The organism is Flavobacterium sp. GSP6, assembly GCF_003984855.1.
Lineage (GTDB): Bacteria > Bacteroidota > Bacteroidia > Flavobacteriales > Flavobacteriaceae > Flavobacterium.
Genome location: NZ_RYDO01000008.1, coordinates 80,063 through 106,035, shown reverse-complemented (window position 1 = coordinate 106,035; position 25,973 = coordinate 80,063). Strand labels below are relative to the sequence as shown.

Genomic DNA, 25,973 nt, shown 5'->3' with positions numbered 1-25,973 from the left:
TATATTTATTTCAATGAATTATGAATCTAGCTACTTTTTAAGTAAATTTGCACCTCAAAGTTATACTTTTCAATTATGATAAAAGAAAAAACCAATACTACATTGACATTTGAAGATTTCAAAATCGAAGTATTAAATGACTATAAAATAGCCATATTAAGCAGAGAATGCAGTCTTTTAGGACGTAAGGAAGTATTAACTGGAAAAGCTAAATTTGGGATTTTTGGAGATGGAAAAGAAGTACCACAACTGGCAATGGCGAAAGCATTCCAAAATGGAGATTTCCGTTCTGGCTACTATCGGGATCAAACGTTTATGATGGCTATTGGTGAACTTAGTATCCAACAATTTTTTGCCGGATTATATGGTCATAATGATATCGAACAAGAACCAATGTCAGCAGGAAGGCAAATGGGCGGTCACTTTGCTACCCATAGTCTAAATGAAGATGGAAGTTGGAAAAACTTAACAAAACAAAAAAACTCTAGCGCTGACATTTCCCCAACTGCCGGACAAATGCCACGTTTATTAGGACTGGCTCAAGCATCAAAAATTTACAGACAAGTCTCCGGAATACCAAATGCAGCTAATTTTTCTAATCAAGGAAATGAGATTGCCTGGGGCACCATAGGAAACGCAAGTACTTCAGAAGGCTTATTTTTTGAAACTATCAATGCAGCGGGTGTTTTACAAGTACCAATGGTAATGAGTATTTGGGATGATGAATATGGGATTTCTGTTCATGCAAGACATCAAACCACAAAAGAAAATATTTCTGAAATTTTAAAAGGATACCAAAAAGACAAAAACACAAATGGCTTTGAAATTTTAAGAGTAAAAGGGTGGGATTATGCAGACCTGATTGCCACGTATGAAAAAGCTGCCACTATAGCCCGAGAAAATCATACTCCTGTTTTGATACACGTAAATGAATTGACACAACCGCAAGGACATTCCAGTTCTGGTTCTCATGAGCGCTACAAAAATACGGACCGATTGGCCTGGGAAAAAGACTATGATTGCATCCGTCAAATGAGATTATGGATGATTGCTATCAATATTGCTTCTCCTGAAGAAATTGAAGCCATTGATACACAAGCCAAAAAAGATGTTTTAGAAGGCAAGAAAGCGGCCTGGAATGCATTTTTAGAACCCATAATTGAAGAGCAAAAAGAAATAGTCGCTCTATTACAAAAAATAGCCGAAAGCAGCAAAAACAAAGAAGCGATATTAAAACATATCGTTGATTTAAGCAGTATCAAATCTCCTTTGAAAAAGGAAATTCTGGTGACAGCCCGAAAAGTATTGCGTTTAATCCTAAATGAAAATAGCAAAACTGAACTGTCACTTTGGATAAAAACCTACACTGCTAAAACACAAAAGAATTTTAGCAGCAACTTATTTTCGGAAACGGATTTAAATGTGTTCTCTGTCAAAAAAGTTCTGCCTATTTATGCTGAAGATGCCAAGGAAGATACAGATGGACGTATGATTTTGCGGGATAATTTTGATGCAATTTTTACTAAATATCCTGAAACATTAATTTTTGGTGAGGATGCTGGAGCTATTGGTGATGTCAATCAAGGTTTAGAAGGAATGCAAGAAAAATACGGAGAACTCCGCGTTGCCGATGTAGGAATTCGTGAAGCAACCATTTTAGGTCAAGGGATTGGAATGGCTTTAAGAGGTCTTCGCCCTATTGCCGAAATTCAATATTTAGATTATTTATTGTATGCAATTCAAATCATGAGTGATGATTTAGCTACGTTGCGCTATAGAACCGTAGGAAAACAAAAAGCACCATTAATTATCCGTACTCGTGGTCATCGTTTAGAAGGCATCTGGCATTCTGGTTCTCCTATGGGAATGATTATAAATGCCATTAGAGGAATTCACGTTTTAGTTCCTAGAAACATGACTCAAGCAGCCGGTTTTTATAATAGTTTATTAGAATGTGACGAACCTGCTTTAGTCATTGAGTGCCTGAACGGTTATCGATTGAAAGAAAAAATGCCTTTAAACTATGGCGAATTTAAAACACCAATTGGAGTAGTTGAAACCTTAAAACAAGGAACAGACATTACACTCGTTTCCTATGGTTCTACTTTGCGATTAGTACAGCAAGCTGCCAAGGAACTCCTTGAAATAGGTATAGATTGCGAGATTATCGACCTACAATCTTTGCTTCCGTTTGACATTAATCAAGATGTTGTAAAAAGTATTGCTAAAACAAATCGTCTTTTAGTAATTGATGAGGATGTTCCTGGTGGTGCTTCAGCTTATGTTTTACAACAAATTATTGAGCATCAAGATGGTTATAATTATTTAGACAGCAAGCCTCAAACGCTAACAGCAAAAGCACATCGACCTGCTTACGGAACAGATGGTGATTATTTCTCTAAACCTTCAATAGAAGATATTTTTGAAAAAGTGTATGGTATGATGAATGAAGTAAATCCATCAAAATATCCAAATTTATACTAAGATCCAATTCATAAATTAGAATCCCAATTGGAAACGATTGGGATTTTTTTTGATAGAAAAAATACATAAACTCATTTCTAAACAGTCATTAGATAATCCATTATTAGATTGTATATCCCATTTAACGGATGAGCATGAAAAGTTGATGACGTTTTAAAAGAAAAATTCAGCTGCTAAACTCGGTACCTATTTATAAATAATTCTTAAAATTAGGAGTTAAAAATTATACTTGTACACTCAAATTAAAAGGTTCTATCTGCTAATTAAAAGTTATAAAGCGGGCGTAAAATTTTTATACAGCCTTTTTTTATTTAAATTTAAGCTTTTTAAAACCCAATAAATGACAAAACTAGAAACTATCTTACACAACATTCAAAATGTTAAAGTTATAGATCAAACAATTGATTACAACAGCTACCTGCCATTAGATTTATCCAATACAAATGAAATCTTATCAAAACGAAATATACATACCGCAGTTGCCTTTGAAGAATATATTGAGGATTATTTAGCTCAAAATAATGCAAAAGTTGCGTTTGGAGGATATAATGAAATTAGAAATTTATACAAACGGAGTGAAATTTTTAATGACACGAAAACCGATGAAAGAAACATTCACATTGGTCTAGACTTATGGATCAAGGCAGGAACGCCAGTTCTGGCAGCATTAGACGGATTTATCCACAGTTTCAATTACAATACTGGTGTGGGTGATTATGGCCCCACTATTATTCTGGAACATAAAATAGAAAATCAAAAATTCTATACTTTATACGGTCATTTGTCCCTTGAAAGCATTAGTAACATTAATATTGGTGATGTGTACGAAAAAGGAAGTCAGCTGGCTACATTAGGCGATTCTGCTGTCAATGGTGATTATGCCCCACATTTGCATTTTCAGATTATAAAAAAAATAGCAAAAATCCTTGGTGATTATCCGGGTGTCTGCAGCAAAAATGATTTGAGCTACTATTTGAAAAATTGTCCGGATCCTAATATCCTATTAAAAATTAAATAAATCATGAAAAAAATAATTATTGTATTTAGCATTCTTTTACTTATTGGATGCAAATCAAAAACTATTGTAATTGCCCCAGAACCCGAATTTGAGAACGCTAAAATTGTGAAGCTGGACTTAACAGCAATCGATGCGGATCAAAAAGCCAAAGCGTATGAATTAGGAAAGCGAGTTTTGATGACCTGTAATACTTCAAAATTCAAGCCTTTTAACCTCAATGAAGCCACAACGTCAGTAATAAAAAACACCACCGAAGAAAGACTGACAAAGACCTGTACGCGTTTTCGCCAATATTATGGAACTTTTATTGATCTTCAGTTAGTTGAGGTATATAAAAACAATTTTGACGGAAGTACTCTTTTCAGATACAAGGCATCATATACTAAAAAAGTAGCCAACAAGGAACTTCGAGTTACAATGAATGAAGAAAATAAAGTTTCCTCTATTAAATCATTAGATTGGGTAAATTCATTTTTGATGAAATAATTTTTTAAAAAATAGCACTGCATTTTTTCTTCAGGAATAGTTGTTGCAAAACAGAATAGAAATACTAAATTCCAAAAATAGTTTTAATGCCAATTATTTTAAAATTGCTAGAATATTACTGGTGAAAAATATTTAACGAAATTTACTAATTGTAAAAAATTAATTACTATAATTCAATTGAATATTTCGGATTAATATCCTATTAAAAATAGAATACCTTTAATTATATAACTTATAAGTTAAATTATATAATGTACCTTTATTACTAGAAGCTATTTTTGTCTAAACTGTAAAAGAAATATTTTTGAAACTATATATAAAATACATGGTAAGCAATCGCTGTAAAATTGCAGTGAAAGAAGAGCTAAAAAAACTAAACCTTCACTTTATGGTTGTCGATTTAGGAGAAGTTGAAATTATGGAAAATATTACTTTGGAGCAACGACAACAATTAAAAATTGCACTTTTAGATTCTGGACTTGAATTGATGGATGACAAAAAGTCAATGCTTATTGAAAAAATTAAAAATATAATTATCGAAATGGTGCACCATTCAACTGAAAATATTAAGATCAATTTTTCCGATTATTTGAGCCAACTCTTAAATCACGACTACACCTATTTATCTAACTTGTTTTCAGAAGTGCAGGGAACCACAATTGAACAATTTATAATTTCACATAAAACAGAACGGATCAAAGAATTAATTATTTACGGCGAATTAAATATAACTGAGATCGCTTGGAAAATGAATTACAGCAGTGTTGCCCATTTATCAAGTCAGTTCAAAAAAGTAACCGGACTTTCCCCTTCTCACTTTAAAAAATTAAAAGATAAAAGACGAAGCCCAATTGAAGAAATCGGGAATTTAAATTAGAACAATCAACACCTTATTTATCTACCTTCATAAATAAAACAGAAATCATTAAAAATCAAGAATCACAATACGCAAGAAGTTTAATAGAAGCCAGTCTGGATCCCATAATTGCAATAAATACGGAAGGGAAAATTACGGATATAAATCAAGCGACAATACATATAACGGGATTTACTCGCGATTTTTTAATTGATTCTGACTTTTTTGATTATTTTACAGAAAAACAAAAAATACAAGACGTCTATCATGAAGTTCTCCAGAAAGGGGCTGTGTCTGATTTTCCGCTTACAATTCAAAATAAGAATGGCAGTTTTACGGATGTATTGTTTAATGCCTTTGTATACAAAGATAATTTAGGAACTATAATAGGCGTACTAATTGTTGCCAGAGATAGTGCAAAACAAAAATGGGCGCTAGATTTAAAAATTGCAAACAATGAACTTGCTTTTCAAAACAAGATCAAAGAAAAACGAGCGGCTGAATTAGTTATTGCCAATGAAGAATTGGCTTTTCAAAACAATGAAAAAGAAAAACGCGCGGATGAATTAGTTATTGCCAATAAGGAGCTTTTATTTCAAAGTAAAGAAAAAGAAAAACGAGAAATTGTAAATAAAAAACTAGAGGAACTTACGTACAACGCAAAATTAGCGTATCAGTATTCACTCAGTTTAATTGAAGCGAGTCGTGATCCATTGGTTACAATTAATACCAAAGGAAAAATTACTGACATGAATGAAGCCTTAGTAAATATCACAGGAATCCCTCGAGAGGAACTTACTGATTCTGATTTTTTTGATTATTTTACGGAACAACAAAACGCAAGAGAAGTATATCAGGAAGTATTTGAGAAAGGATCTGTTGCAGATTCACCACTTACACTACGGCATAAAGACGGCAAACTAACAGATGTATTATTCAACGGATCCGTATACAAAGATGACAAAGGAAACATCCTTGGTGTAGTAATTGTTGCCAGAGATGTTACTGAGCAAAAAAGAATTGCGACAGAGTTGATTGAGGCCAGAGTTTTTGCTGAGTTAACTACAGAAATTGCTGAAGAAGCTAAAAAAAATGCTGAAAGCGCCACTATTATAGCAGAGAATGCCGTAAAAGCAAAACAACAATTCTTATCAAATATGAGTCACGAAATACGTACCCCAATGAATGCCATCATTGGATTTACAAAAGTGGTTTTGAAAACAGAATTGACACCCAAACAAAAAGAATACATCAGTGCGATTAAGATGAGTGGTGATGCCCTAATTGTGCTGATCAACGACATACTCGATCTAGCAAAAGTTGATGCAGGAAAGATGACATTTGAAAAAAAACCTTTCAAAATGAAATCATCCATATCAGCTATGCTGCATTTATTTGAAACAAAAATTCAAGAAAAAAACTTACGATTAATAAAGCAATACGACAGTAAAATACCAAATGTACTTGTGGGAGACCCGGTGCGTTTGCATCAGATTATTTTAAACCTCGTGAGCAATGCCGTAAAGTTTACATCAAAAGGAAACATTACAGTAAGCGTACATTTGATACATGAAGACGAAGATCGAGTCATTATTGAATTTGCCGTTACTGATACCGGAATTGGTATCCCAGAAGAAAAAATAGACAAAATATTTGAAAATTTTCAACAAGCTTCCAGTGGAACTTCACGATTGTACGGAGGAACGGGACTAGGTCTGGCAATTGTCAAACAGCTGATAGAGCCACAAGGCGGGACTATAAGGGTAAGAAGTACCCTAAATGAAGGTTCTACATTTAGTTTTACTTTAAGTTTTCAGAAAACAAATGCCGATGTTGAATTAGAAAATGAGTTAATCGAATTAGATACCGAAATCAAGAATATTAAAGTCTTAGTAGTTGAAGATATTCCGCTCAATCAATTGCTAATGAAGACATTATTAGACGATTTTGGATTTGAGTGCGATATTGCCGAAAACGGGAAAATAGCTATCGAAAAACTAAAAGCGAAAGAGTACGACATTATTCTAATGGATTTACAAATGCCAGAGATGAACGGATTTGAAGCTACAGAGTATATCCGTAAGAAAATGAATTCAAAAGTCCCAATTATTGCTTTAACTGCTGATGTCACCACAGTTGATTTAGCTAAATGCAAATCGGTAGGAATGAATGACCACCTTGCAAAACCAGTTGACGAAAGACTGCTGTACAGCAAAATTGTTGGAATATTAAAAAAACCAAAACTGGAAAAACTGAGTGAAAAACTTAATAACGGTTTAAAGGAAAACAATAGTAAAGAGAAAAAAATAAAATGTATTGATTTGATTTATTTGAATCAAAAAACAAAATCAAATCCAACCTTAATGATGGAAATGATATCCCTGTATTTAGTACAAACACCGCCTTTAATGAATACTATAAAGCAAAGTTTAGAGGACAAAAACTGGAAATTATTAGGCGCTGCTGCCCATAAAATGATCCCTTCATTTGCCATAATGGGTATTAACAGTGATTTTGAAAATATGGCAAAAAAAATTCAGAACTTTGCAATTACACAAGATCAATCAGAGGGAATATATGATTTAGTATTACAACTAGAAAAAATTTGTCTGCAAGCCTGTATTGAACTAGAGGAAGAACTTAATATAATTAAAAACACATAATAGTGAAAAACGAAAATAAAATAAAAATCTTCTTAGTAGATGATGATGCATTATTTTTAAAATCTTTAGAAATTGAATTTACCACAAATACTGATTTTATCGTTGAAACCTTCTCTACCGGTGAACACTGCTTGGCAAATATATCCAATAATCCAGATGTGATCATTTTAGATTACCAACTTGATGGTATTGAGAAAAATGCCATAAACGGAATTAAAACTTTAGATCAAATTAAAGCTTTCAATCCAGATATTCCAGTGATCATGTTGTCCTCACAGGATAAGATTGAAATTGCAGTAAACTGTATGCATCACAAAGCATTTGATTATGTAGTAAAAAGTGAAACTGCCTTTATTCGGTTAAATAAAAATATCAAAACTATTTTTAAATATCAAAAAATGACAAAGGAATTGAATTGGTTCATGGATAGAATGTGATACTAAATCCCTTTTTTTTAAGTGTGAATGATGTAACTTTTATAGACAATTATATAACACTCGTAAAGTCTAATCGGAATACATTTGTATTGTAATACCATTATTTACAGCTGTTTGAAGATATTTTTATTTTGTGTATTTGTTTCTAATTAGACTTTCACGAGAAATTACTAAAACTATAGCAATCCATTTAAAAAAAAGAAATATGAATCTTAAAAGAATCTTTGGAACTGTACTTACTTTTCTTGGAATTAGCGGTCTAATCTATACTGCGGTATTATTTTCTAGTGCCTCAGACGATATGAGTGACATTAAATCCCTCCTTATTTATGGCATATTAGGTGCCGTATTTTTCGCTTCAGGTATTAGTCTGATTCGTACAACAAAAGATGAATAATAAAATATCTTCACTCTGCACAACTGTCAAAACAACACTCCATAAATAGAACGGAATTATCTTATAATTTAAATTGTTTTATACCAAATTGACAACTCTATAGCTGTACTTTAAAAGCCATTTGCTCAAGCACACCCACTGGAACTGTTTAATTTCTTGAGTGAGAATGAACATTTTTTAAAATAAAATTCGAAATCAAACATCCCAATCAGATGACACCAAATCAGCAACATACCTTTGTAAAAGAATATTTTTCAAAAGCATAAACGCATCTCCATACAATCACTTTTAAATAAAAAAAAATGAAAACAAGAACCATTGGAATCGCGATGATTTTTTTAGGAGTAATTCTGTTACTTTACAACAGCTTTAACTATGTAACCACTGAAAAAATTGTTGATATAGGCCCAATACAAATAAATAAAAAAGTAAACCATCCAATAAAATGGTCCCCCATTACAGGGGCTGTACTTGCTATTGGAGGAGTTGTTTTAATTATGAAAGACAAGAAACAAAGTAATTAATTACAAAGAATAAATTTTTTATTAATCTGTGAATATTACAAGTTTAAATAAAAGTTATTCAACAACTAATTTAATAAAAAAACTTAAATTTGTATTATATATACTCTTAAAATAAAACTAAAATGAAAATAAGTGCTGATTTAAAAAAAATATTTATGGGTGGTTTAGCAATGCTGATGCTGCTTTCGATTTCTTCATGTGGTAAAAACATTGCTTTTCAAAATTCTATTGTGGTCCCCGCAGCAAATGGCTCGGTAAATGTCACAAAAGACAGTAACAAAAATTATTTGATAAAAATAAAAATATCAGATTTAGCCGAAGTAAACAGATTACAGCCTTCAAAAAATGTTTACGTTGTCTGGATGGAAACAGACGGGGATATTGTGAGAAATATTGGTCAAATAAAAAGCGATAGCGGATTTTTGTCCTCAAAACTTAGAGCAACTTTTGAAACAGTTACAGCCTACAAGCCGTCAAAAATATTTATAACTGCTGAAGATGACGGAGATATTCAATATCCGGGGATGCAGATGATTTTGTCTACCAACAAATTTTAAATTTATAAAACCTACCTGATATGAATCCATACCTGGTAGGTTTTATTTTTAAAAAGTTACCTTTTCTTTTTTTGGAATAGCAATAATCCAAAAAAACCTTAGGACATGAAACCCGCAATAACAATTCTTACTCTGGAATAAACAACCGTATTTTGAATAAATTTACTTTATAACCACTACTTTATCAAGTATTTATTCTAATTATTAAAGATGAAATTCGTGAATTTGATTGCATCTTTTTTAAAAAAATAAAGGTTACCTTAAACTATTTTAGTATGAAAACAGAAAAACAACTTAGCGAATCTATTCTTGAAATTACGATAAAAATACACGACCAGTATCCTGAGTTATCTAAATACCTAGCGGAGATTCCCATCACTGTTCCAATTATTTCAAATCCTGAAATAAATATCCAAACATTAACAAATTACTACAAGTCTTTAGAAAATATCCTTAAAGAATACACTATTAATCACCCTAGAACTGCCAATTAATCAATTCCGGTATATGAAATGAATGAGGCAAAATACATGTGGCTCTAAGCCTTAGTCTGTAACCCGTGAATAATGTAACTAATCCTAAAAGTTATGTAATCGTTTTTAGGTATAAAGAGCTGAACTTTGTAAAGTGACAATTCTTTCACAGGTAATTATCAATAAAGCGGAATGAATCAGATTTAAAAGGAAATTGGAAAGACAAAAATAAAAATCAAAAGAAAAATTTGGAGATTGAAAAAAGTGTGAATAATATAAACTTATCAAAAAGTATTGTAACATAATTATTTTGAAACAGTTGCATCTTTGCAAAGAACAATTTTTTAATTAAAAAATTAAACAAATGAAAAAATCAAAATCAATTATTTTAGCTTCACTATTTGTAAGCCTTATCACTTTTACAACTATTGAAGCACAAGAAAAAACAGCTTCTTTTGGTTTTAAAGGAGGATTAAATTTCTCAAATCTTTACACGGATAATGTAGATGACAATAATGTATTAACAGGTTTTAATGCCGGTTTATATGCTAAGCTTCCCATTACTAATGCTATTGCTATTCAGCCTGAGATTAACTATACCACAAAAGGAGCAGAACTGGTGTACAACAATTCTTTTGCTAACGGAACAGCTAAATTCAATGTCAATTATATTGAAGTACCAGTCTTATTGGTAATGAATCTTACCGATAATTTTAATGTCCATGTTGGGCCTTATGCCGCTTATATGGTAAGTGGTAAAACAACCAATGATTCTAACTTATTTAGTTCCGAAAGTGAATTAGACACCAATGATTTCAATAAGTTTGACGCCGGTATCTCCGGAGGTATTGGTATCGATTTAGATGTTGCAAACTTTGGAGTACGATATAATTATGGTTTAACCAAAGTAGGAAAAGAAAGAAATTATTCCGGTACTAATTACACTTATCCTGATGCAAAAAATAGCGTATTGAGCGTATATGTGGGACTTAGACTTAACTAGAAATTAAAATATTAATCATTAAAAACTAAAATCATGAGCAATCTATTATATACCATAGCCGTAATTTTAATTATCTTTTGGGCGGTTGGGTTCTTCGCATACAGCGCGGGATCAATTATTCACATCCTTTTGGTTATAGCTGTAATAGCAGTGATATTGAGACTGATAAAAGGCCGAGGAATTTAAATTCATTGTTATTAAAAATAAACATTATGAAAGCAGATAAAATTATATTAGGAGTATTAGGAGGAGTTGCCGTAGGAGCATTATTAGGAGTCTTGTTTGCGCCTGAAAAAGGAGACAAAACAAGAAGAAAAATCATGGACAAAAGCAATGATTATGCTGATGAACTAAAAGGCAAATTAGACTCTTTATTAGGGACAATAACTCAAAAGTATGAGAAAATTTGGAACGAAGGCGAAAATTTAATTGGCAAGGGAGAAACTAAATTTGTAGAAGCTAAAAAGGAATTTAAAATTTAAAATTTTTAAATTACAGTTACAAAAAGATTCTCAATATCAATTTGTTCCAATTTTCAGTGTGGAAAACAATGTAACTACAGTATAAATGCTTTTTAAAAAAGCAAAAGAAACCATAAAGAATATATAAAAGGTCTTGAAGAAATGATCTTCATGACCTCGCATAGAGTGAGGCAACCTATTGCCAATATCATTGGGTTAGCCAATTTACTTGAGGAATCTATAAATTCCCCAAATGAATTAAAGGAATTTTCAGAGTACATAAAACAATCTACCATAGCGCTGGATATTTTTACAAATGAATTGACAACATTTATTTTTGCATTAGAAAAAAAAGGTAAAAAGAAAAAAAAGACATAAACAGATTATATTCGTATTATTTACAAATCAAGAATGAAAATTCTTGATTTTTTTTATGTCTTTTTTTAAAATTAATTTTTGCGTTTTACGCTATTTACTTTTTTGAACTTAAAATTGAACATCGATATAAAACTACAAAAAAGCTTTTAAACTGTAAAGAGATCCTGTAAAAGGCCACTATTCTCTTTTAATATTGCGTTAAGCAAACACAAAATATAACTAATTGATTTTTAATACATAAAAGTAAAGATGACAATTTACAAGAGTAAATCTTGCAAGTAATTTCGCTAATTCCATAACATATTCCTACTTTAATAAACTCACCTTTGTCTGCATATAACTTAATCCCCTAAATAAACAAAAAATGAAAATTAAAAATTTATTAGTAACTTTTGCAATACTATTTATTGCATTAATTTCTGGTTGCGCTAAGGATGACTTTCAAGAAATTGATGGTGTTTGTCCAGAAGTTGTCTCGACAAGCCCTGAAAATGGAGCTATTAATGTAGCACTAGACAAATCGATTACCGTTATTTTCAATGAGGAGATGAACGCATCAACTTTTAACCAATCCTCTTTTACTTTACAAGGCTCCACTTTAGTTACAGGAACTGTTTCATTCAGTGGAACAACTGCTACACTTGATCCTACATCCCCATTATCTGCGAACACAACCTATACCGGTAAAATTAAAACATCCGTTAAAGATGTAATGGGAAATGCATTACAAGTAGACTATGTTTGGACATTTAGTACCGGATCTACAGTTACTCCAATGGTAATAGAAACAGATCCGTTGAACAATGCCACCAATGTATTTCTGAATAAAGTGGTTGCGGCAGAGTTCAATATGCCAATGAATCAAGCGACTGTAAACGCTACCAATTTCACCTTAAAACAAGGCGCTAATTCCGTTGCTGGTACGGTTACTTATAACGGAACAAAAGCTTATTTTGTACCTAGTATTCCTTTAACTGTCAATACAGTCTATACAAGTACGATCACAACTGGAGTCAAAAATATACAAGGAACATCACTTGCAAATAACTTTGTTTGGACATTTACCACAGGCGCCACTAGTGGACCTTCAGTAGTCACAACAGATCCTGAAAATAATTCTTCTGGTGTTGCTCTGAATAAAACTATTACTGCTGGTTTTAGTGTAGAAATGGATCCTACTACTATTAGTAATTCTACCTTTACTTTAAAAAATGGTACTACAGCGGTAGCAGGAGCTATTTCCTATTCAGGGACTACACTTTCCTTTATTCCTACAAGCCCACTTACAGCAGGGACTACTTATACCGCAACAATTAGTACAGCTGCTAAAAATTTAGCGGGTACTCCTCTGGCAAACGATTACGTTTGGAACTTCAGTACTAGTTCAAACTTGGTTGGAAATACAGTAAATCTTGGATCAGCAGAAAGATTTGGAATTTTATCCGGTGTTGGAGTAAGTAATAATGCAGGTTTCAGTGTAATTAATAATATGGATGTGGGTATCAGTCCTGGTGTTCGTTCTTCAATAACAGGCTTTCCTCCCGCAGTTATAATAAATGGTGCTATTTATGCTTCTGATGATACTGCCCCTGTAGGGATTGCTGCCCTGCTAACACAAGCAAAACTAGACCTGACTAATGCATATCTTTTTGCAGAAGGAGCTTCTTATAGTGCGCCAATAACTGTATCCGGTGATCAGGGCGGAAAAACACTTGTTGCAGGTATATACAAATCAACATCCACACTTTTAGTACAAAATGGAGATTTGACTCTTACCGGTTCTGCAACTGACGTTTGGATCTTCCAAGTCGCATCTGCTTTTACTACTGTTGGTGGTGCAGGTGGAAATATAAAACTTAGTGGTGGAGCACTTGCTAAGAATGTGTATTGGCAAACGGGAAGTTCTGCAACTATTGGAAACTACACAAAATTTGAAGGGAATATATTAGCCTTGCAATCTATAACAATGGGAGCATATTCAACTGCAAATGGCAGAATGCTTGCTCGAAATGGAGCAGTAGTAATGACGCACACAAATATAATCTCTAAACCGTAAAAAATGAAAACTAAAAATAATTTCAAAATGGGATCATGCGCTGCATGGTCCCCTAATAATCTGAATTTCAAAAGTGTTGCGATAGTTGCTTTGACATGGTGGAGCATTCAAACCCAAGTTCAGGCACAAGAAACACTAGTAGTAAAATATGCAAAACCTACTTGGCTTTTTGGAGCTGCAGCTGGTGCCAATTTTAATTTTTATCGCGGTTCAACAAATCAGTTGAATGCTAATTTCACACCACCCGCTACTTTCCATGAGGGAGACGGTATTGGACTTTTCATTGCGCCGCTTGTAGAATACAGGCCTGCTGATTCCAGATGGGGCATCATGTTTCAAGCAGGTTATGACAGCCGTAAAGGTTCTTTTGACCCCGTTACTACCGCATGTGACTGTCCTGCAGATTTATCTACTGATCTTAGTTACATCACCGTGGAACCCAGCGTACGTTTTGCTCCGTTCAAATCTAATTTCTATGTGTATGGAGGCCCGCGTTTAGCTTTCAACTTAGACAAATCATTTACCTATCAATTGGGCACTAATACGGCATTTCCGGATCAAGAGCCTTCTCCTGAAGTAAGAGGTGATTTTAGTGCCATTAACAAAACAATTTTATCTCTTCAAATTGGAGCTGGATATGACATTCCGCTATCTTCAGACAGCAACAAAACACAATTTATATTGTCGCCTTTTGTCGCTTTCCAACCCTATTTTGGTCAAGATCCACGTGCTACAGAAACATGGAACAATACTACTGTCAGAGCTGGTGTTGCACTCAAATTTGGACAAGGGAAAAATATTCAGGAAGCAACAGATCTGGCTAAGGACCGTGAAGTACAGTTCTCCGTAAATTCTCCTAGTAATGTTCCGGGAGAAAGAAGAATGACAGAGATTTTCCCACTTAGAAACTATGTATTTTTTAATCAAGGATCTACTGAAATTCCAAGTCGTTATGTTATATTAACGAAAGACCAAGTAAAAGACTTCAAAGAAGACCAACTGGAAGTTTTTGTTCCAAAAAAATTGTCTGATCGTTCTAAACGTCAAATGACTGTGTATTATAATGTATTGAACATTCTGGGTGATCGAATGCAAAAAAATCCTACAGCTACAATTATCTTGGTAGGTTCGTCAGAAAAAGGATCCCAAGAGGGTTTAGTAATGGCAGCATCAATCAAAACTTATCTAGTATATATATTTGCTATTGATCCGTCTAGAATCATGACTAAAGGTCAAGACAAACCAACTATACCTTCTGAACAACCAGGCGGAACTCAAGAACTAGTCTTACTTCGTGAAGGCGATCGCAGAGTTTCTATCGAAAGTAATTCACCGGATTTACTAATGGAATTTCAAAGTGGACCTGATGCGCAATTAAAACCTGTACAAATAATAGCACTACAAGAAGCTCCTATTGAAAGCTATGTTAGCTTCAACAATAAAGGAGCCGGTGAAGCCTTATCTTCATGGTCATTACAAATTACTGATGAGCAAGGTACGGTTCAAAATTTTGGACCATATACTCAAGACGAAGTTAAAATTCCTGGGAAAGCAATTTTAGGGAGCCGTCCAGAAGGTGATTACACCGTAAAAATGATTGGTCAAACTAAAAGTGGTAAAATTGTAGAAAAAGAAACTCCTGTTCACATGGTACTTTGGACTCCTGCAAAAATGGAGGAAGGCACCAGATATAGTATTATTTATGAATTTAATAAATCTAAAGCAATTGGTATCTATGAAAAATACCTTAGCGAAGTAGTAACCCCACAAATACCTGTTGGCGCAACAGTACTAATTCACGGTCATACTGATAGTATTGGTGAAGAAACCTACAATCAAAACTTGTCTTTAGCCCGTGCTAACGATGTGAAAGGGATCCTTGAAAAAGGGTTATCTAAAGCCGGTAGGAATGACGTAAAATTTGAAGTAACCGGAGAGGGCGAGAATGAAAATAATTCTCCTTTTGAAAACAAAACCCCTGAAGAACGTTTTTACAACCGTACCGTCATAATTGATATAATACCCGCTATTAAATAAGTAAAATGCACGTATTATAAATTGACAAAGAGGGTAGAAACGCAAAGTTCTATCCTCTTTTTTTGTGCTGAAATTTATTTCAGATATCATGAATAGAAATTCATTTTCATAATTAAGTAGCAAGAAAGATATATTCTCGCAATTATTAAAGAAATTTTTTGCAACAGATTGGGCTGATTAAAAATATTTTAAAGCTATGAAGCGCATTAATCTATGCAAATCTGTGAAATCTATGGAAAGAAATGAAGATCTTTATTACTATTTTAGTCCCAAATTAATACCAATTTTTTTGAATTAATTTATTAGTTCTGAATCTTATAATTTTACAAAGTAAAGGTAAATTAGACGTAGTCCCTTTCCAATTTTGATTTTAAACACTTACTTTTCGTAAAAATTTTAGTATTTTTACTTTTCACTTTATTTAAAAACATGACCGAAAACGAGAAAATACTTACCAAATTCTATAGTGCTATTGCAAATGCAGATTCACCAACAATGTGTAACTGTTATGATTCCAGTATTCAATTTCGTGATCCAGTTTTTGGTCTATTAAAGGGAAATGATGTTTGCCTAATGTGGAAAATGCTCCTCGAAAAAAGCAAAGGGAATATTACAATTAAATTCTCTGCGGTCAAGGCTGATGACTATATTGGCTCCGTACAATTTATAGCTACCTACAATTTCAGTAAGACTAATAGAAAAGTAGTAAATCGTATTCAGGCACAATTTCAGTTTAAAGACGGATTAATTATAAAACACACCGATGATTTTGATATTTTTAAATGGTCCAAACAAGCTTTTGGAATCACCGGATATCTACTAGGCTGGACTGGTTTTTTTCATAAAAAAATTCAAGAGCAAGCCCTTTTATCATTAAAAAAATATAAAGAAACTCAACATGCTGATTGACACCCTGAAAATGCTTTTCATTAGAGATTTAAACATTCTGAAATCCGAAATTGAATCGTATGAAAACGAAAGTGATATTTGGAAAACACAAAAAGGAATCGCTAATTCAGCCGGAAATCTATGCTTGCATATTATAGGAAATCTCAACACATATATTGGAGCCCAATATGGAAAGACGGGTTATATAAGAAACAGACCATTAGAATTTTCACTTAAAGATATTTCAAGAGCAGAATTATTATCAAAAATCGAAGAAACGATAGTTATCCTTGTCAATGCACTTAATACCCTCTCAGAAGAAGATTTGAAAATGGAATATCCACTTTTAGTTTTAAAGAACAAAACTTCAACTGAGTTCATACTCCTCCATTTGACCACGCACCTTGCCTATCATTTGGGACAAATTAATTACCACAGGCGATTATTGGACGCTTAAATATTTACCACAATATTCAATTTACTGTAATTCGATTAGTTATAACAAACATCTTACTCGCAAATAAATATAAAATACGAATAAGAGATAACGACTATAATGTAATATTGATATCCAATCCTCTAAAACTCTCATCCCGGTTCAGTCCACTAAAAAATATTCTGTTTTAGAAATTCTTCAGTTTATAAGTAATAACCATGGTATAATGTCGTATTTTAAAATCAGGATAAAATTATGTAACAATCTGATTTAATGATATTTTACTTAAAGTTAATTCTTTTGACTTTACGACTTTTAAACTTTCGACTTACTTAACGTTGTCCGCATTAATATTCTATTTTGGAAAAACACTATTTATTCCGTTATGTTTTGCTTTACTCATTAGTTTTATTCTATATCCTGTTTGTAAGTGGATTGAAAAAAAGGAATACAAAAAGGATTAGCTATCTTTATTTGTATTTTAGAACCTCACTTTTGGCAGGTCCCGTTATTTATTTATTATAAAATTGATAGCGGACCGCACTCCTAGTTAGAAGACATTATCCGTTTTGTTAGGAGAGGGCGAACAAAAAAAGACGAGATAATCTATTTCAAAAGAGCAAAATCAAACGCCCAGTCCAACTCCTTTTTATACCACAATTGCCCTTGTGAAACTTCCAGCGGACAGTCAAAATTATTCGTATAAAGCGATCCGGTTCCTAATCCCTGAGGCATTGCATTGTGTTGCAAAAAAGTCCATTGCGCAATCGCATTTAGTCCAATATTACTCTCCAAAGCAGAGGTAATCCACCACCCGATTTTATGCTTTTCAGCCAATGAAATCCATTCTTGCGTGCCTCGAAAACCACCTACAAAACTAGGCTTCAAAATGATGTATTGCGGCTTGATTTTCGTCAGTAATTGCTTTTTATCTGCCAAAGTAAACACACCGATCAGCTCTTCATCCAAAGCAATAGGAAAAGGAGCTTTTTTACACAGATCTGCCATCCTGTCAGTATGGTTTTTTTGTATCGGCTGCTCTATACTATGTAATTTAAATTCAGATAGTTGAATTAATTTATTTAAAGCTAAAGTTACATCAAAAGCACCGTTCGCATCCACCCGAATTTCGACTTGTTCCGGAGTAAAATGTTCCCGAATAAACCGTAATAACTGTAGTTCTTTATCAAAATCTATTGCTCCAATTTTGAGTTTGATGCATCTAAAACCCTGCGCTAATTTTTCCTCGATTTGCTGCTTCATAAACGCCTCTTCACCCATCCAAACTAAACCGTTTATCAGGATGGATTTTGTACCGTTTATGAATTCAGATGGAAAGAGGAAAAAAGGGTTTTCACTCTCCAAAGATCGGAACGCAATTTCCACTCCAAATTGTATCGAAGGAAACTCTAATAACGCTTCCCAAAGCTGATCTTTTCCTAAGTGAATATTATCGCAAGTCCACTGCAATTTTTCTTCATAATCCGGTCGGTCATCAATACTCAATCCGCGAAGGATTCCGCACTCTCCTATTCCCTTTTTACCGTCTTGTTCCAAAACAATAAACCAAGTTTCTTTTTCCGTCATAACGCCACGAGAAGTTCCTGATGGTCGTTTGAAATTAAGAATGTATTTGTGGTAGGTTGCTTTCAAGAAATTATGAATTATGAGTTATTTTAATCTAGTAAACTTATATCTGAATTATTTTATTAAAATTTATATGCGTTATATGGTAAAAGAATTGTTGCTTCTTTAAAACATATAAGGCATATAAGCTTTAAAGTTCGATTTATTTATCCATTAACTTCAAAACTCTTTCAAAATCATCATTTTTAATCCCAACTTTCTTAAAAGCTGCGAAATCTTGTTTTACTTTTTGAGTCCAACTCAAACTATCCGTTACGTTTTGAGACTGATACTCTTTATAGATGGCTTTTGCAGACGAAAAATTATCATTCAATAAATACGCGTGCGCCAAATTCAGCTTTATCAATAACTCTGTATCGTCTATTTTCTCACCTTCTTTCAGGAATTTAATTGCTTTGCCGTATTGCTTCGTCAAAACATAACTGCTACCTATCGCATTATAATCCAAAGCAGTTGCTTTTCCGTCATTGATAATCGTTGTCAATTTCGTGATTGCCTCACCTTGCATTCCTTGTTTAGCCAACATAGCGGCTTGCTTACGCAAATCGTCATACACGCTTTTTGAAAGACTACTTTCACCAAAACAACTATTCCCAAAATCCCTGAACGCCTTAGTGCGCTCTACAGCTAATAATTTCTGGAATTCCTTAAACTTGTACTTGGTTTGGATTTTATCGAGAATACAAACACAAAAATCATCTGAATTGGTCATTTTTTGAGCCAAATTAGAAGTTTTGCATTGTTCAATTATTGCTTTTCTGTTTGCTAAAGTCCATCCGCGACTGAGTTTATTATCGACCCACGGCACGACTTCGAGAATGATTTTTTGGTTCATGATCCAGTTTTTACTTTCGAAACCAAACCATAAATTTCCCGAATTCGATCGCATACAAGTAGATTTCTCAGTAGAAAGTCGTTTGGCATCTTTACTCACCGGCGTGTCTTGAACCAAACAAGCATCATCCGTTTTGCCACTTTCTTTATATTGTGTGGCTAATTCATCGCTAGAGAAAACAGCATACTTGCATTTATCATCACCTGATATTTTCGACAAGATAAAAACTGCTCCTGCTGAACCTTGACTGATTCCTGTTGGGTCTGGAATAGCTTTTAAAACCGAAACTAAACTGCCTACCATTTGCTGATTTTTATCCAAAAGCGTTATTCTGTATACGACCTCGGTAGTTCCTTCAGGGAAATCTTGAGTTTTTATAACGATTCTATCTCTGGCGGAAACTGTAATTTCTTCGGTTGTAGCACGGGTTTTATCCCAATAGCCATCTTTCTGAGAAAAAATAGTATTTGTTGAAATTAGAAACAGAAATAAAAAAATGAAATTCTTTTTTTGCATGATTGATATAAAATTTAAACACCAGAGCGAACAACGTTTTAGTAAAATTAACTACGAAGTTTGGTACCGGCAAACCCTAGCCCAGATAGAAGTAAAAATCCTTTTATCACCCTGTCAGGGTTTCAAACCCTGACAGGGTGATAAAAGATTGCAACGGATAGCTGGATTAGCTTCAAATAAAAAAATTACAACTCTATGGAACTTCCTATCTCTAACAACATGAGATCTTTTCCTTTATTGAAGAATTTACGAATAGCATCTTCATGATCAATTTCGATATAACCGAAAGTGTCGTAATGATACCCCAGAATTTTATCGCAGTCCAAGAAATCAGAAGCGACAATCGCATCTTCAACATCCATGGTAAAATTATCACCTATGGGCAGAATGGCTAAATCGAGTTTGGTCCGCATAGGAATGAGTTTCATATCCATAGTAAGCGCTGTATCACCAGCAATGTAGATGTTTTTATGTTCCCCTTCGATGACAAAACCGCCAGGATTTCCTCCATAACTGCCATCAGGAAACGAACTGGAATGAATGGCATTTACATATTTCAGTTTTCCAAAATCGAAATTCCAGCTTCCACCGTGATTCATAGGATGCGATTGAAAGCCTTTTGCACCATAATAACCGGCAATTTCAGCGTTAGAAACAATTACCGCATTCGTTCTTTTAGCTATCGCATCGACATCCAGAATATGGTCTCCGTGAGCATGTGTCACTAAAATATAATCGGCTTTTAACGTATCAATGTCAATGTGAGCTGCATTGGGATTTGCAGAAATGTACGGATCTACAATAATATGTTTGCCGCCAACTTCTATCCCTAATGCCCCGTGACCGTAAAATGTTATTTTCATCTTTTTAAATTTAAAAATAGAATGATTAAAGGATTCCGTATTTAGATTATTATTTTATCTCCCCCCTAAAAAAGTGTTTACAATTATATCCGAAAAGAAATAAATCATACCTAATGACAATAAAATTGAAAGTGCAAAAGTACTCAATGCCAGCTTTTTTAATTCGGGATCTAATTCCTTAGGGTTTTGGTTTTTATAGACAGTAATCAAATGTTTAGTCAAAGGGATATACGACAATAAAAACAAGTATTGATCAAAGTGAAAATCATCTGTAATTGCAAAAATCAATACTAAAACCATTGCGGTTACAATCAGAATATAATGGTATATTTTAGCTTTGGCACCGCCAATTTTTACGACAATCGTGTTTTTATTTGATTTTTTATCTGATGCTTCGTCTCGCATATTATTCAGATTTAAAACACCTACACTCAATAATCCAATGGCTATTGCAGGTAAAACCAACAACGCATCCAATTGTTTAGAATATAAAAAATTCACTCCTAAAGTACTCACCAAACCGAAAAATACAAAGACAAACACATCGCCAAATCCACGGTAACCATATGCCGTATTCCCAACCGTATAGCGAATCGCAGAGACAATTGAAAGAATTCCCAAAACCAAATAAAACAAGGAAAACCATAAATTTGTATCTCTAAACGCATAATAAATCAATAGCATCGCTGAAAGCAACGTCAAAGCTGATGTTATGATCATGGCGCGTTTCATGGCTTGCGGAGTAATCACACCGCTTTGTATGGCACGTTTTGGTCCTACCCGATCTTCATTGTCCGTTCCTTTCATTCCGTCACCGTAATCATTGGCAAAATTGGACAGTATTTGCAATCCTAATGTTGTCAATATTGCAAAACCAAACAATCGCCAGTTAAAGACTTCCGTAGGCGTTAATATGTTATCTGTTGGGTGTGCCAAAGCGTACATACTTCCAACTATTATTCCAGAAACCGATAAGGGTAAGGTTCGTAAACGTGCGGCTTCAATCCAATCTTTCATATTTTTTTATTTAAAAGTTTGAAGTTTAAAACTTAAGCTTTATTGTAAAAAACAACTTTAAACCTTAAACTTTAAACCATTTTATTTACATCCAATTGCTATCGGAAGTTTCTATTTCGTACAACCAAAAATTAACTTGTTGTTGTAGTACTGAATAATTCCCTAATTGAAAAGCGATATTTCCTCCTGCGGTATGCAATGTTATGGAACCAATATCCAACTTTTTATGCCAAAAAAGCTGCGACGTTGTAATCGCTTGTATTTTACTGGGTTCAATAATATCATTGCTCACATCCCAAGCGCCACTTTGCTTTATTATAAAATTCTCGTGGATAAACAATCGGTCATTTTTGAATTTAAAATACTGGATTGCTCCAATAAAAATCACATAAATTGGCATCACATAATTATATTCAAAAATTATAGGTTCAATCCAATGACCAACTGCCATAAAACCAAACAAAGGTAATCCTATTGAAAGAATAACAGAAAAAACAAGTTTACGAAAATTAGGCTGAAGCATTACTCCCTTTTCAGGAATTTGATGAAATAATAACGTCAATATGGAATCTCTTTCGGCTTCACTGCATCCCGGAATTTCTATTATTGATTTCCGTTCTTCCTTTTCACCCCCGGTAGCTTGTTTGATTTGTAGTTCTAAAATTCCCATTTTTTTTTGGAAATAATTTCTGGTAACGGACGTGATCTGAACTTTTTCAGGTTTGATGATAGTGCTTTTCGTATTCAACAAGCCAAAAGACAACAACAAAGATCCTTTTTGTCTCGCTATTCTATAATCATAATATTTAAAAACCGTACGGATCACATTTACAACCAGAACCACAACAAACAACAACAGTATTGATATTAAAATAGTTTGCAACACTACATTTTTATCAATGTATAATCCTACTTTCTCCTTATAAGCATTGCTTTCTTCTCCAAAATTTTGAAAATTCTCATATATAGTACTAAAAAAAATTACCAATAGAGCGATACTTCTGCCATAATTAGATGTAATTCCAACTTTCAGCAAACTCAAAAAACTGATTTTAATAAAAGGATGCGCAGCTTCAAATAGTTTTTGCTCGGTTTCCTCCAATACAGTTTCTTCAGCGCCAATTTCATTCTTTATATCTTCGTTTTCTAACAAACGAAATTTCAATTCCAAAGCCAGTTCTTGCGAAATCGCTTGAATAGCGCCTTCTTTTTTATTGCTTCCGGCTGTGTCTACATCCAATTCATAAACTCCAATTAATTTTTGAATAAAAGACTGATTGATATTTACCTGTTGGATTTTACGCAGCTGAATCGCGGTTTTGGTTTTATTGAAAACGCCATCTGTAATTATAAATTCCTGATTTTCGGCATCCAAAAAGAAAGTGAAATTCAGGTATTTCAAATAAGAAACAACTCCAACACTCACAAAGAGGGCAAGCATCCCAAAGAAAAAATACAATTTATTAACCTCATCAAACTTGAAAATCCAAATCACAATCATAGGCCACAACGCTCTGGCGTAATACTGAAGCGTGTAAAAAAACATCACTAAAATCCCTATTGAAGATTGCCTCTGTGGCTGACTAAAATCGGCTCCCATTACAATTGCTTTTGTATTTTACCCATCAACAACTGTTTGATATTTTCGGCTTGTTCTTTTTCAATTCCGGGAATTTCAATATCACTGGAATTTCCGCCAGCAGTAAAAATTTCAATTTTGGCCAAACCAAAATAACGTGAAATCAGTCCTTCATGCAATGCCACATGTTGCACTCTGTTATAAGGAATTACAATCGTATTTGTAGCAATTATTCCGTGTCTGAAAAGCACATCGTGTTCCCTGAATGCAAATCCTTTTTTATGGAATCCAATAATAGAAAACACTACCAACAAAGCTGAGAATACGGGAATAACAGCTCCTATAATCAACCAGACTCTTCCTGAAAACAGTTCCGGTTTAAATGTTGAAATTAATATTGGAACAAGAATAAGTATGCCAATAAATAACGCCAAATTAATCAATACTACCCTAATATATTTAGGATGTAAATTCATAAAAGTGACTTTCTCAAATTTTGGAAGTTGGCCCGTATCAATTGTTTCGTTTGTGAAATTTTCCATTTGTAAATTTTAGTTTTTTTTGCCACAAAGACCACTAAGGCGCGACGTTTTTATTTGAGTCTTTTGAGTCTGATTACTGAAACTGTTAATGAGATTTCTTCTTCGTCGAAATGACAAATTACGACTGCGTTCTTGATGGCGACCGACTACTGAACACTAATAACTGAATACTCAATTACGGCAACCATTTTTTCTCAAAATTCGGTTTTCTTTTCTCAAGAAAAGCATTCCTGCCTTCTTTAGCTTCTTCGGTCATATAGGCAAGTCTAGTGGCCTCACCGGCAAAAACCTGTTGTCCCACCATTCCATCATCCGTAAGATTCATCGCAAATTTTAGCATTTTAATAGCCATTGGAGATTTTTGCAAGATTTCCTGCGCCCATTCGTAAGCCGTATTTTCTAATTCAGCGTGAGGAATCACAGCGTTCACCATTCCCATATCCATAGCATCCTGAGCCGAATAATTACGTCCCAAAAAGAAAATTTCACGTGCTTTTTTCTGTCCCACCATTTTAGCTAAATAAGCTGAACCATATCCACCATCAAAACTGGTTACATCGGCATCAGTTTGTTTGAAAATAGCGTGTTCTTTACTTGCCAAAGTCAAATCGCAGACCACATGTAAACTATGTCCGCCGCCTACAGCCCATCCAGGAACTACGGCGATAACTACTTTTGGCATGAATCGGATTAAGCGTTGTACTTCTAAGATGTTCAAACGATGCTGTCCGTCATCGCCTACATATCCTTGATGACCACGTGCGTTTTGATCGCCTCCGCTACAAAAAGAATATACGCCATCCTTAGAAGAAGGTCCTTCGGCAGAAAGTAAAACTACTCCAATTGAAGTATCTTCCTGCGCATCATAAAAGGCATTATACAATTCAGCTGTCGTTTTTGGACGAAATGCATTGCGCACATCCGGCCTGTTAAAAGCAATTCTGGCAACGCCATTGCATTTCTTATAAGTGATATCTTCGTATTCTTTAGCAGTAATCCAATCCATTACAATTGATTTTAATTATTATAGTGTAAAAATAAATCATTTTTTACATTTTATCTATTCTATTTAGACAAGCTTATGGTAATATTTCTCTCATTAAAGGCTTTGTAATGTTAAAAAACGACCAAAAAATAGCGTTTTAACAGTTGGGAATCCAAATTATTTCTAACTTTATAATCAGCTAATCAGATAAATACGAATTATTTATCTCATTTAATTATTGATTTTTCACTGATTTATTAACCTAAAAAAAGAATGTATTGAATATCATTAAAAATGTTGTCACTCGTTTTTCTACGGTAATAACTTATAACACTATTTCAAAAGCCCTGATTAACGAGTTTATGAGAAAATCATTTGCTTCAGCAGTAAAAATAAAAGTAACACCCACGGTTAACTAAAGAGCTATTTTTCTTGTTCTTGCATAAGTGAGACATTAATAAACAATTGTTTAGAAAATTATCTTCCAATATATATAAAACCAGTGGCTTTATTGTGAAATTATTTTCAAAAATGCTACGCAACTGACTGGACATTTAAAGACAAACTATTCTTTAAAGTACTTTATGCTTACGTTATTGTTTTAAAAATAGTATCCTGAATACTATAGTGTTAGAGGTGGATAAAGTTACTTTGAACATCCAATTTATTTTAATGTTGTCAGAATTTATTATTCTAAAACAATATTAAAAAGAGAAAGACTAATCATACCGATTAGTCTTTCTTTTTTTAATTTACATTGAACATTGTTTAAACATTTTATATTTTTTCTAAATCATTTAGAAATTAATCTACAGTAAGAATATGCTCCTTGACT

The 25,973-nt window shown here is 33.5% G+C and carries 25 protein-coding genes; 18 read left to right on the top strand and 7 right to left on the bottom strand.

Annotated features, from left to right (window positions below; translation table 11 throughout):
• The first annotated feature begins 75 nt into the window (after positions 1-75).
• The 18 genes from EKM03_RS09950 (at position 76) to EKM03_RS09865 (ending at position 17,175) form a co-directional block, all read left to right on the top strand.
• Positions 76-2,484, top strand: coding sequence for a thiamine pyrophosphate-dependent enzyme (locus EKM03_RS09950; protein ID WP_126459843.1), 2,409 nt, complete (start codon positions 76-78; stop codon positions 2,482-2,484).
• 340 nt (positions 2,485-2,824) lie between these two features.
• Complete coding sequence (locus EKM03_RS09945; protein WP_126459846.1) at positions 2,825-3,502, top strand: peptidoglycan DD-metalloendopeptidase family protein; 678 nt, start codon at positions 2,825-2,827, stop codon at positions 3,500-3,502.
• A gap of 3 nt (positions 3,503-3,505) precedes the next feature.
• The gene (locus EKM03_RS09940; protein ID WP_126555770.1) at positions 3,506-3,988 is read left to right on the top strand and encodes a hypothetical protein; all 483 of its coding nucleotides are present in this window, start codon (positions 3,506-3,508) and stop codon (positions 3,986-3,988) included.
• 325 nt (positions 3,989-4,313) lie between these two features.
• Positions 4,314-4,865 carry an AraC family transcriptional regulator gene (locus tag EKM03_RS09935; protein ID WP_126460145.1) on the top strand — a complete coding sequence of 184 codons (552 nt, stop codon included), beginning with the start codon at positions 4,314-4,316 and terminating at the stop codon, positions 4,863-4,865.
• A 29-nt stretch (positions 4,866-4,894) separates the two neighbouring features.
• Complete coding sequence (locus EKM03_RS09930; protein ID WP_126740314.1) at positions 4,895-7,507, top strand: ATP-binding protein; 2,613 nt, start codon at positions 4,895-4,897, stop codon at positions 7,505-7,507.
• Positions 7,508-7,509: 2 nt separating this feature from the next.
• Positions 7,510-7,944 (top strand): response regulator, encoded by a 435-nt coding sequence (locus EKM03_RS09925; RefSeq protein ID WP_126459855.1) that lies wholly within the window; start codon positions 7,510-7,512, stop codon positions 7,942-7,944.
• Between the two features lie 205 nt (positions 7,945-8,149).
• Positions 8,150-8,341, top strand: a complete 192-nt coding sequence (locus EKM03_RS09920; RefSeq protein ID WP_126555764.1) for a hypothetical protein — start codon at positions 8,150-8,152, stop codon at positions 8,339-8,341.
• Positions 8,342-8,643: 302 nt separating this feature from the next.
• Positions 8,644-8,865, top strand: coding sequence for a hypothetical protein (locus EKM03_RS09915; protein WP_126740312.1), 222 nt, complete (start codon positions 8,644-8,646; stop codon positions 8,863-8,865).
• Positions 8,866-8,987: 122 nt separating this feature from the next.
• Positions 8,988-9,422 (top strand): hypothetical protein, encoded by a 435-nt coding sequence (locus EKM03_RS09910; protein WP_197037190.1) that lies wholly within the window; start codon positions 8,988-8,990, stop codon positions 9,420-9,422.
• Between the two features lie 275 nt (positions 9,423-9,697).
• Positions 9,698-9,916: a hypothetical protein gene (locus EKM03_RS09905; protein WP_126459867.1), complete on the top strand. Its 219-nt coding sequence runs from the start codon at positions 9,698-9,700 to the stop codon at positions 9,914-9,916.
• A gap of 343 nt (positions 9,917-10,259) precedes the next feature.
• Positions 10,260-10,898, top strand: a complete 639-nt coding sequence (locus EKM03_RS09900; protein ID WP_126459870.1) for a porin family protein — start codon at positions 10,260-10,262, stop codon at positions 10,896-10,898.
• A gap of 33 nt (positions 10,899-10,931) precedes the next feature.
• A complete protein-coding gene (locus tag EKM03_RS09895) occupies positions 10,932-11,084 on the top strand; it encodes a lmo0937 family membrane protein (protein ID WP_126459873.1) in 153 nt (50 codons plus the stop codon).
• Positions 11,085-11,110: 26 nt separating this feature from the next.
• On the top strand, positions 11,111-11,380 hold the full coding sequence (locus EKM03_RS09890; protein ID WP_126555752.1) for a YtxH domain-containing protein: 270 nt from the start codon (positions 11,111-11,113) through the stop codon (positions 11,378-11,380).
• A 150-nt stretch (positions 11,381-11,530) separates the two neighbouring features.
• Positions 11,531-11,737, top strand: a complete 207-nt coding sequence (locus tag EKM03_RS09885) for a histidine kinase dimerization/phospho-acceptor domain-containing protein (RefSeq protein WP_126459879.1) — start codon at positions 11,531-11,533, stop codon at positions 11,735-11,737.
• Positions 11,738-12,101: 364 nt separating this feature from the next.
• Positions 12,102-13,793: an Ig-like domain-containing protein gene (locus EKM03_RS09880; RefSeq protein ID WP_126740310.1), complete on the top strand. Its 1,692-nt coding sequence runs from the start codon at positions 12,102-12,104 to the stop codon at positions 13,791-13,793.
• Between the two features lie 3 nt (positions 13,794-13,796).
• On the top strand, positions 13,797-15,830 hold the full coding sequence (locus EKM03_RS09875) for an OmpA family protein (protein ID WP_126740308.1): 2,034 nt from the start codon (positions 13,797-13,799) through the stop codon (positions 15,828-15,830).
• A gap of 429 nt (positions 15,831-16,259) precedes the next feature.
• Positions 16,260-16,739, top strand: a complete 480-nt coding sequence (locus tag EKM03_RS09870; protein WP_126562180.1) for a nuclear transport factor 2 family protein — start codon at positions 16,260-16,262, stop codon at positions 16,737-16,739.
• Positions 16,729-17,175, top strand: a complete 447-nt coding sequence (locus EKM03_RS09865) for a DinB family protein (RefSeq protein ID WP_126576258.1) — start codon at positions 16,729-16,731, stop codon at positions 17,173-17,175. The genes EKM03_RS09870 and EKM03_RS09865 overlap by 11 nt, the downstream gene beginning before the upstream one ends.
• A gap of 585 nt (positions 17,176-17,760) precedes the next feature.
• Here the strand turns inward: EKM03_RS09865 and EKM03_RS09860 are convergent.
• The 7 genes from EKM03_RS09860 to EKM03_RS09830 all read right to left on the bottom strand — a co-directional run bounded on the left by EKM03_RS09860 (position 17,761) and on the right by EKM03_RS09830 (position 25,159).
• Positions 17,761-18,807, bottom strand: coding sequence for an o-succinylbenzoate synthase (locus EKM03_RS09860; RefSeq protein WP_126740306.1), 1,047 nt, complete (start codon positions 18,805-18,807; stop codon positions 17,761-17,763).
• 136 nt (positions 18,808-18,943) lie between these two features.
• On the bottom strand, positions 18,944-20,152 hold the full coding sequence (locus EKM03_RS09855; protein ID WP_126740304.1) for a M48 family metallopeptidase: 1,209 nt from the start codon (positions 20,150-20,152) through the stop codon (positions 18,944-18,946).
• Between the two features lie 185 nt (positions 20,153-20,337).
• On the bottom strand, positions 20,338-21,015 hold the full coding sequence (locus EKM03_RS09850; protein ID WP_126454851.1) for a metal-dependent hydrolase: 678 nt from the start codon (positions 21,013-21,015) through the stop codon (positions 20,338-20,340).
• Between the two features lie 54 nt (positions 21,016-21,069).
• Entirely contained in the window at positions 21,070-22,032 is a 963-nt protein-coding gene (gene menA / locus EKM03_RS09845; RefSeq protein WP_126740302.1) for a 1,4-dihydroxy-2-naphthoate octaprenyltransferase, read from the bottom strand.
• Positions 22,033-22,117: 85 nt separating this feature from the next.
• On the bottom strand, positions 22,118-23,632 hold the full coding sequence (locus tag EKM03_RS09840) for a PH domain-containing protein (RefSeq protein WP_126555724.1): 1,515 nt from the start codon (positions 23,630-23,632) through the stop codon (positions 22,118-22,120).
• A complete protein-coding gene (locus EKM03_RS09835) occupies positions 23,632-24,153 on the bottom strand; it encodes a PH domain-containing protein (RefSeq protein ID WP_126555721.1) in 522 nt (173 codons plus the stop codon). The genes EKM03_RS09840 and EKM03_RS09835 overlap by 1 nt, the downstream gene beginning before the upstream one ends.
• A gap of 175 nt (positions 24,154-24,328) precedes the next feature.
• Positions 24,329-25,159 (bottom strand): 1,4-dihydroxy-2-naphthoyl-CoA synthase, encoded by an 831-nt coding sequence (locus tag EKM03_RS09830; protein WP_126459908.1) that lies wholly within the window; start codon positions 25,157-25,159, stop codon positions 24,329-24,331.
• Between the last annotated feature and the right edge of the window lie 814 nt (positions 25,160-25,973).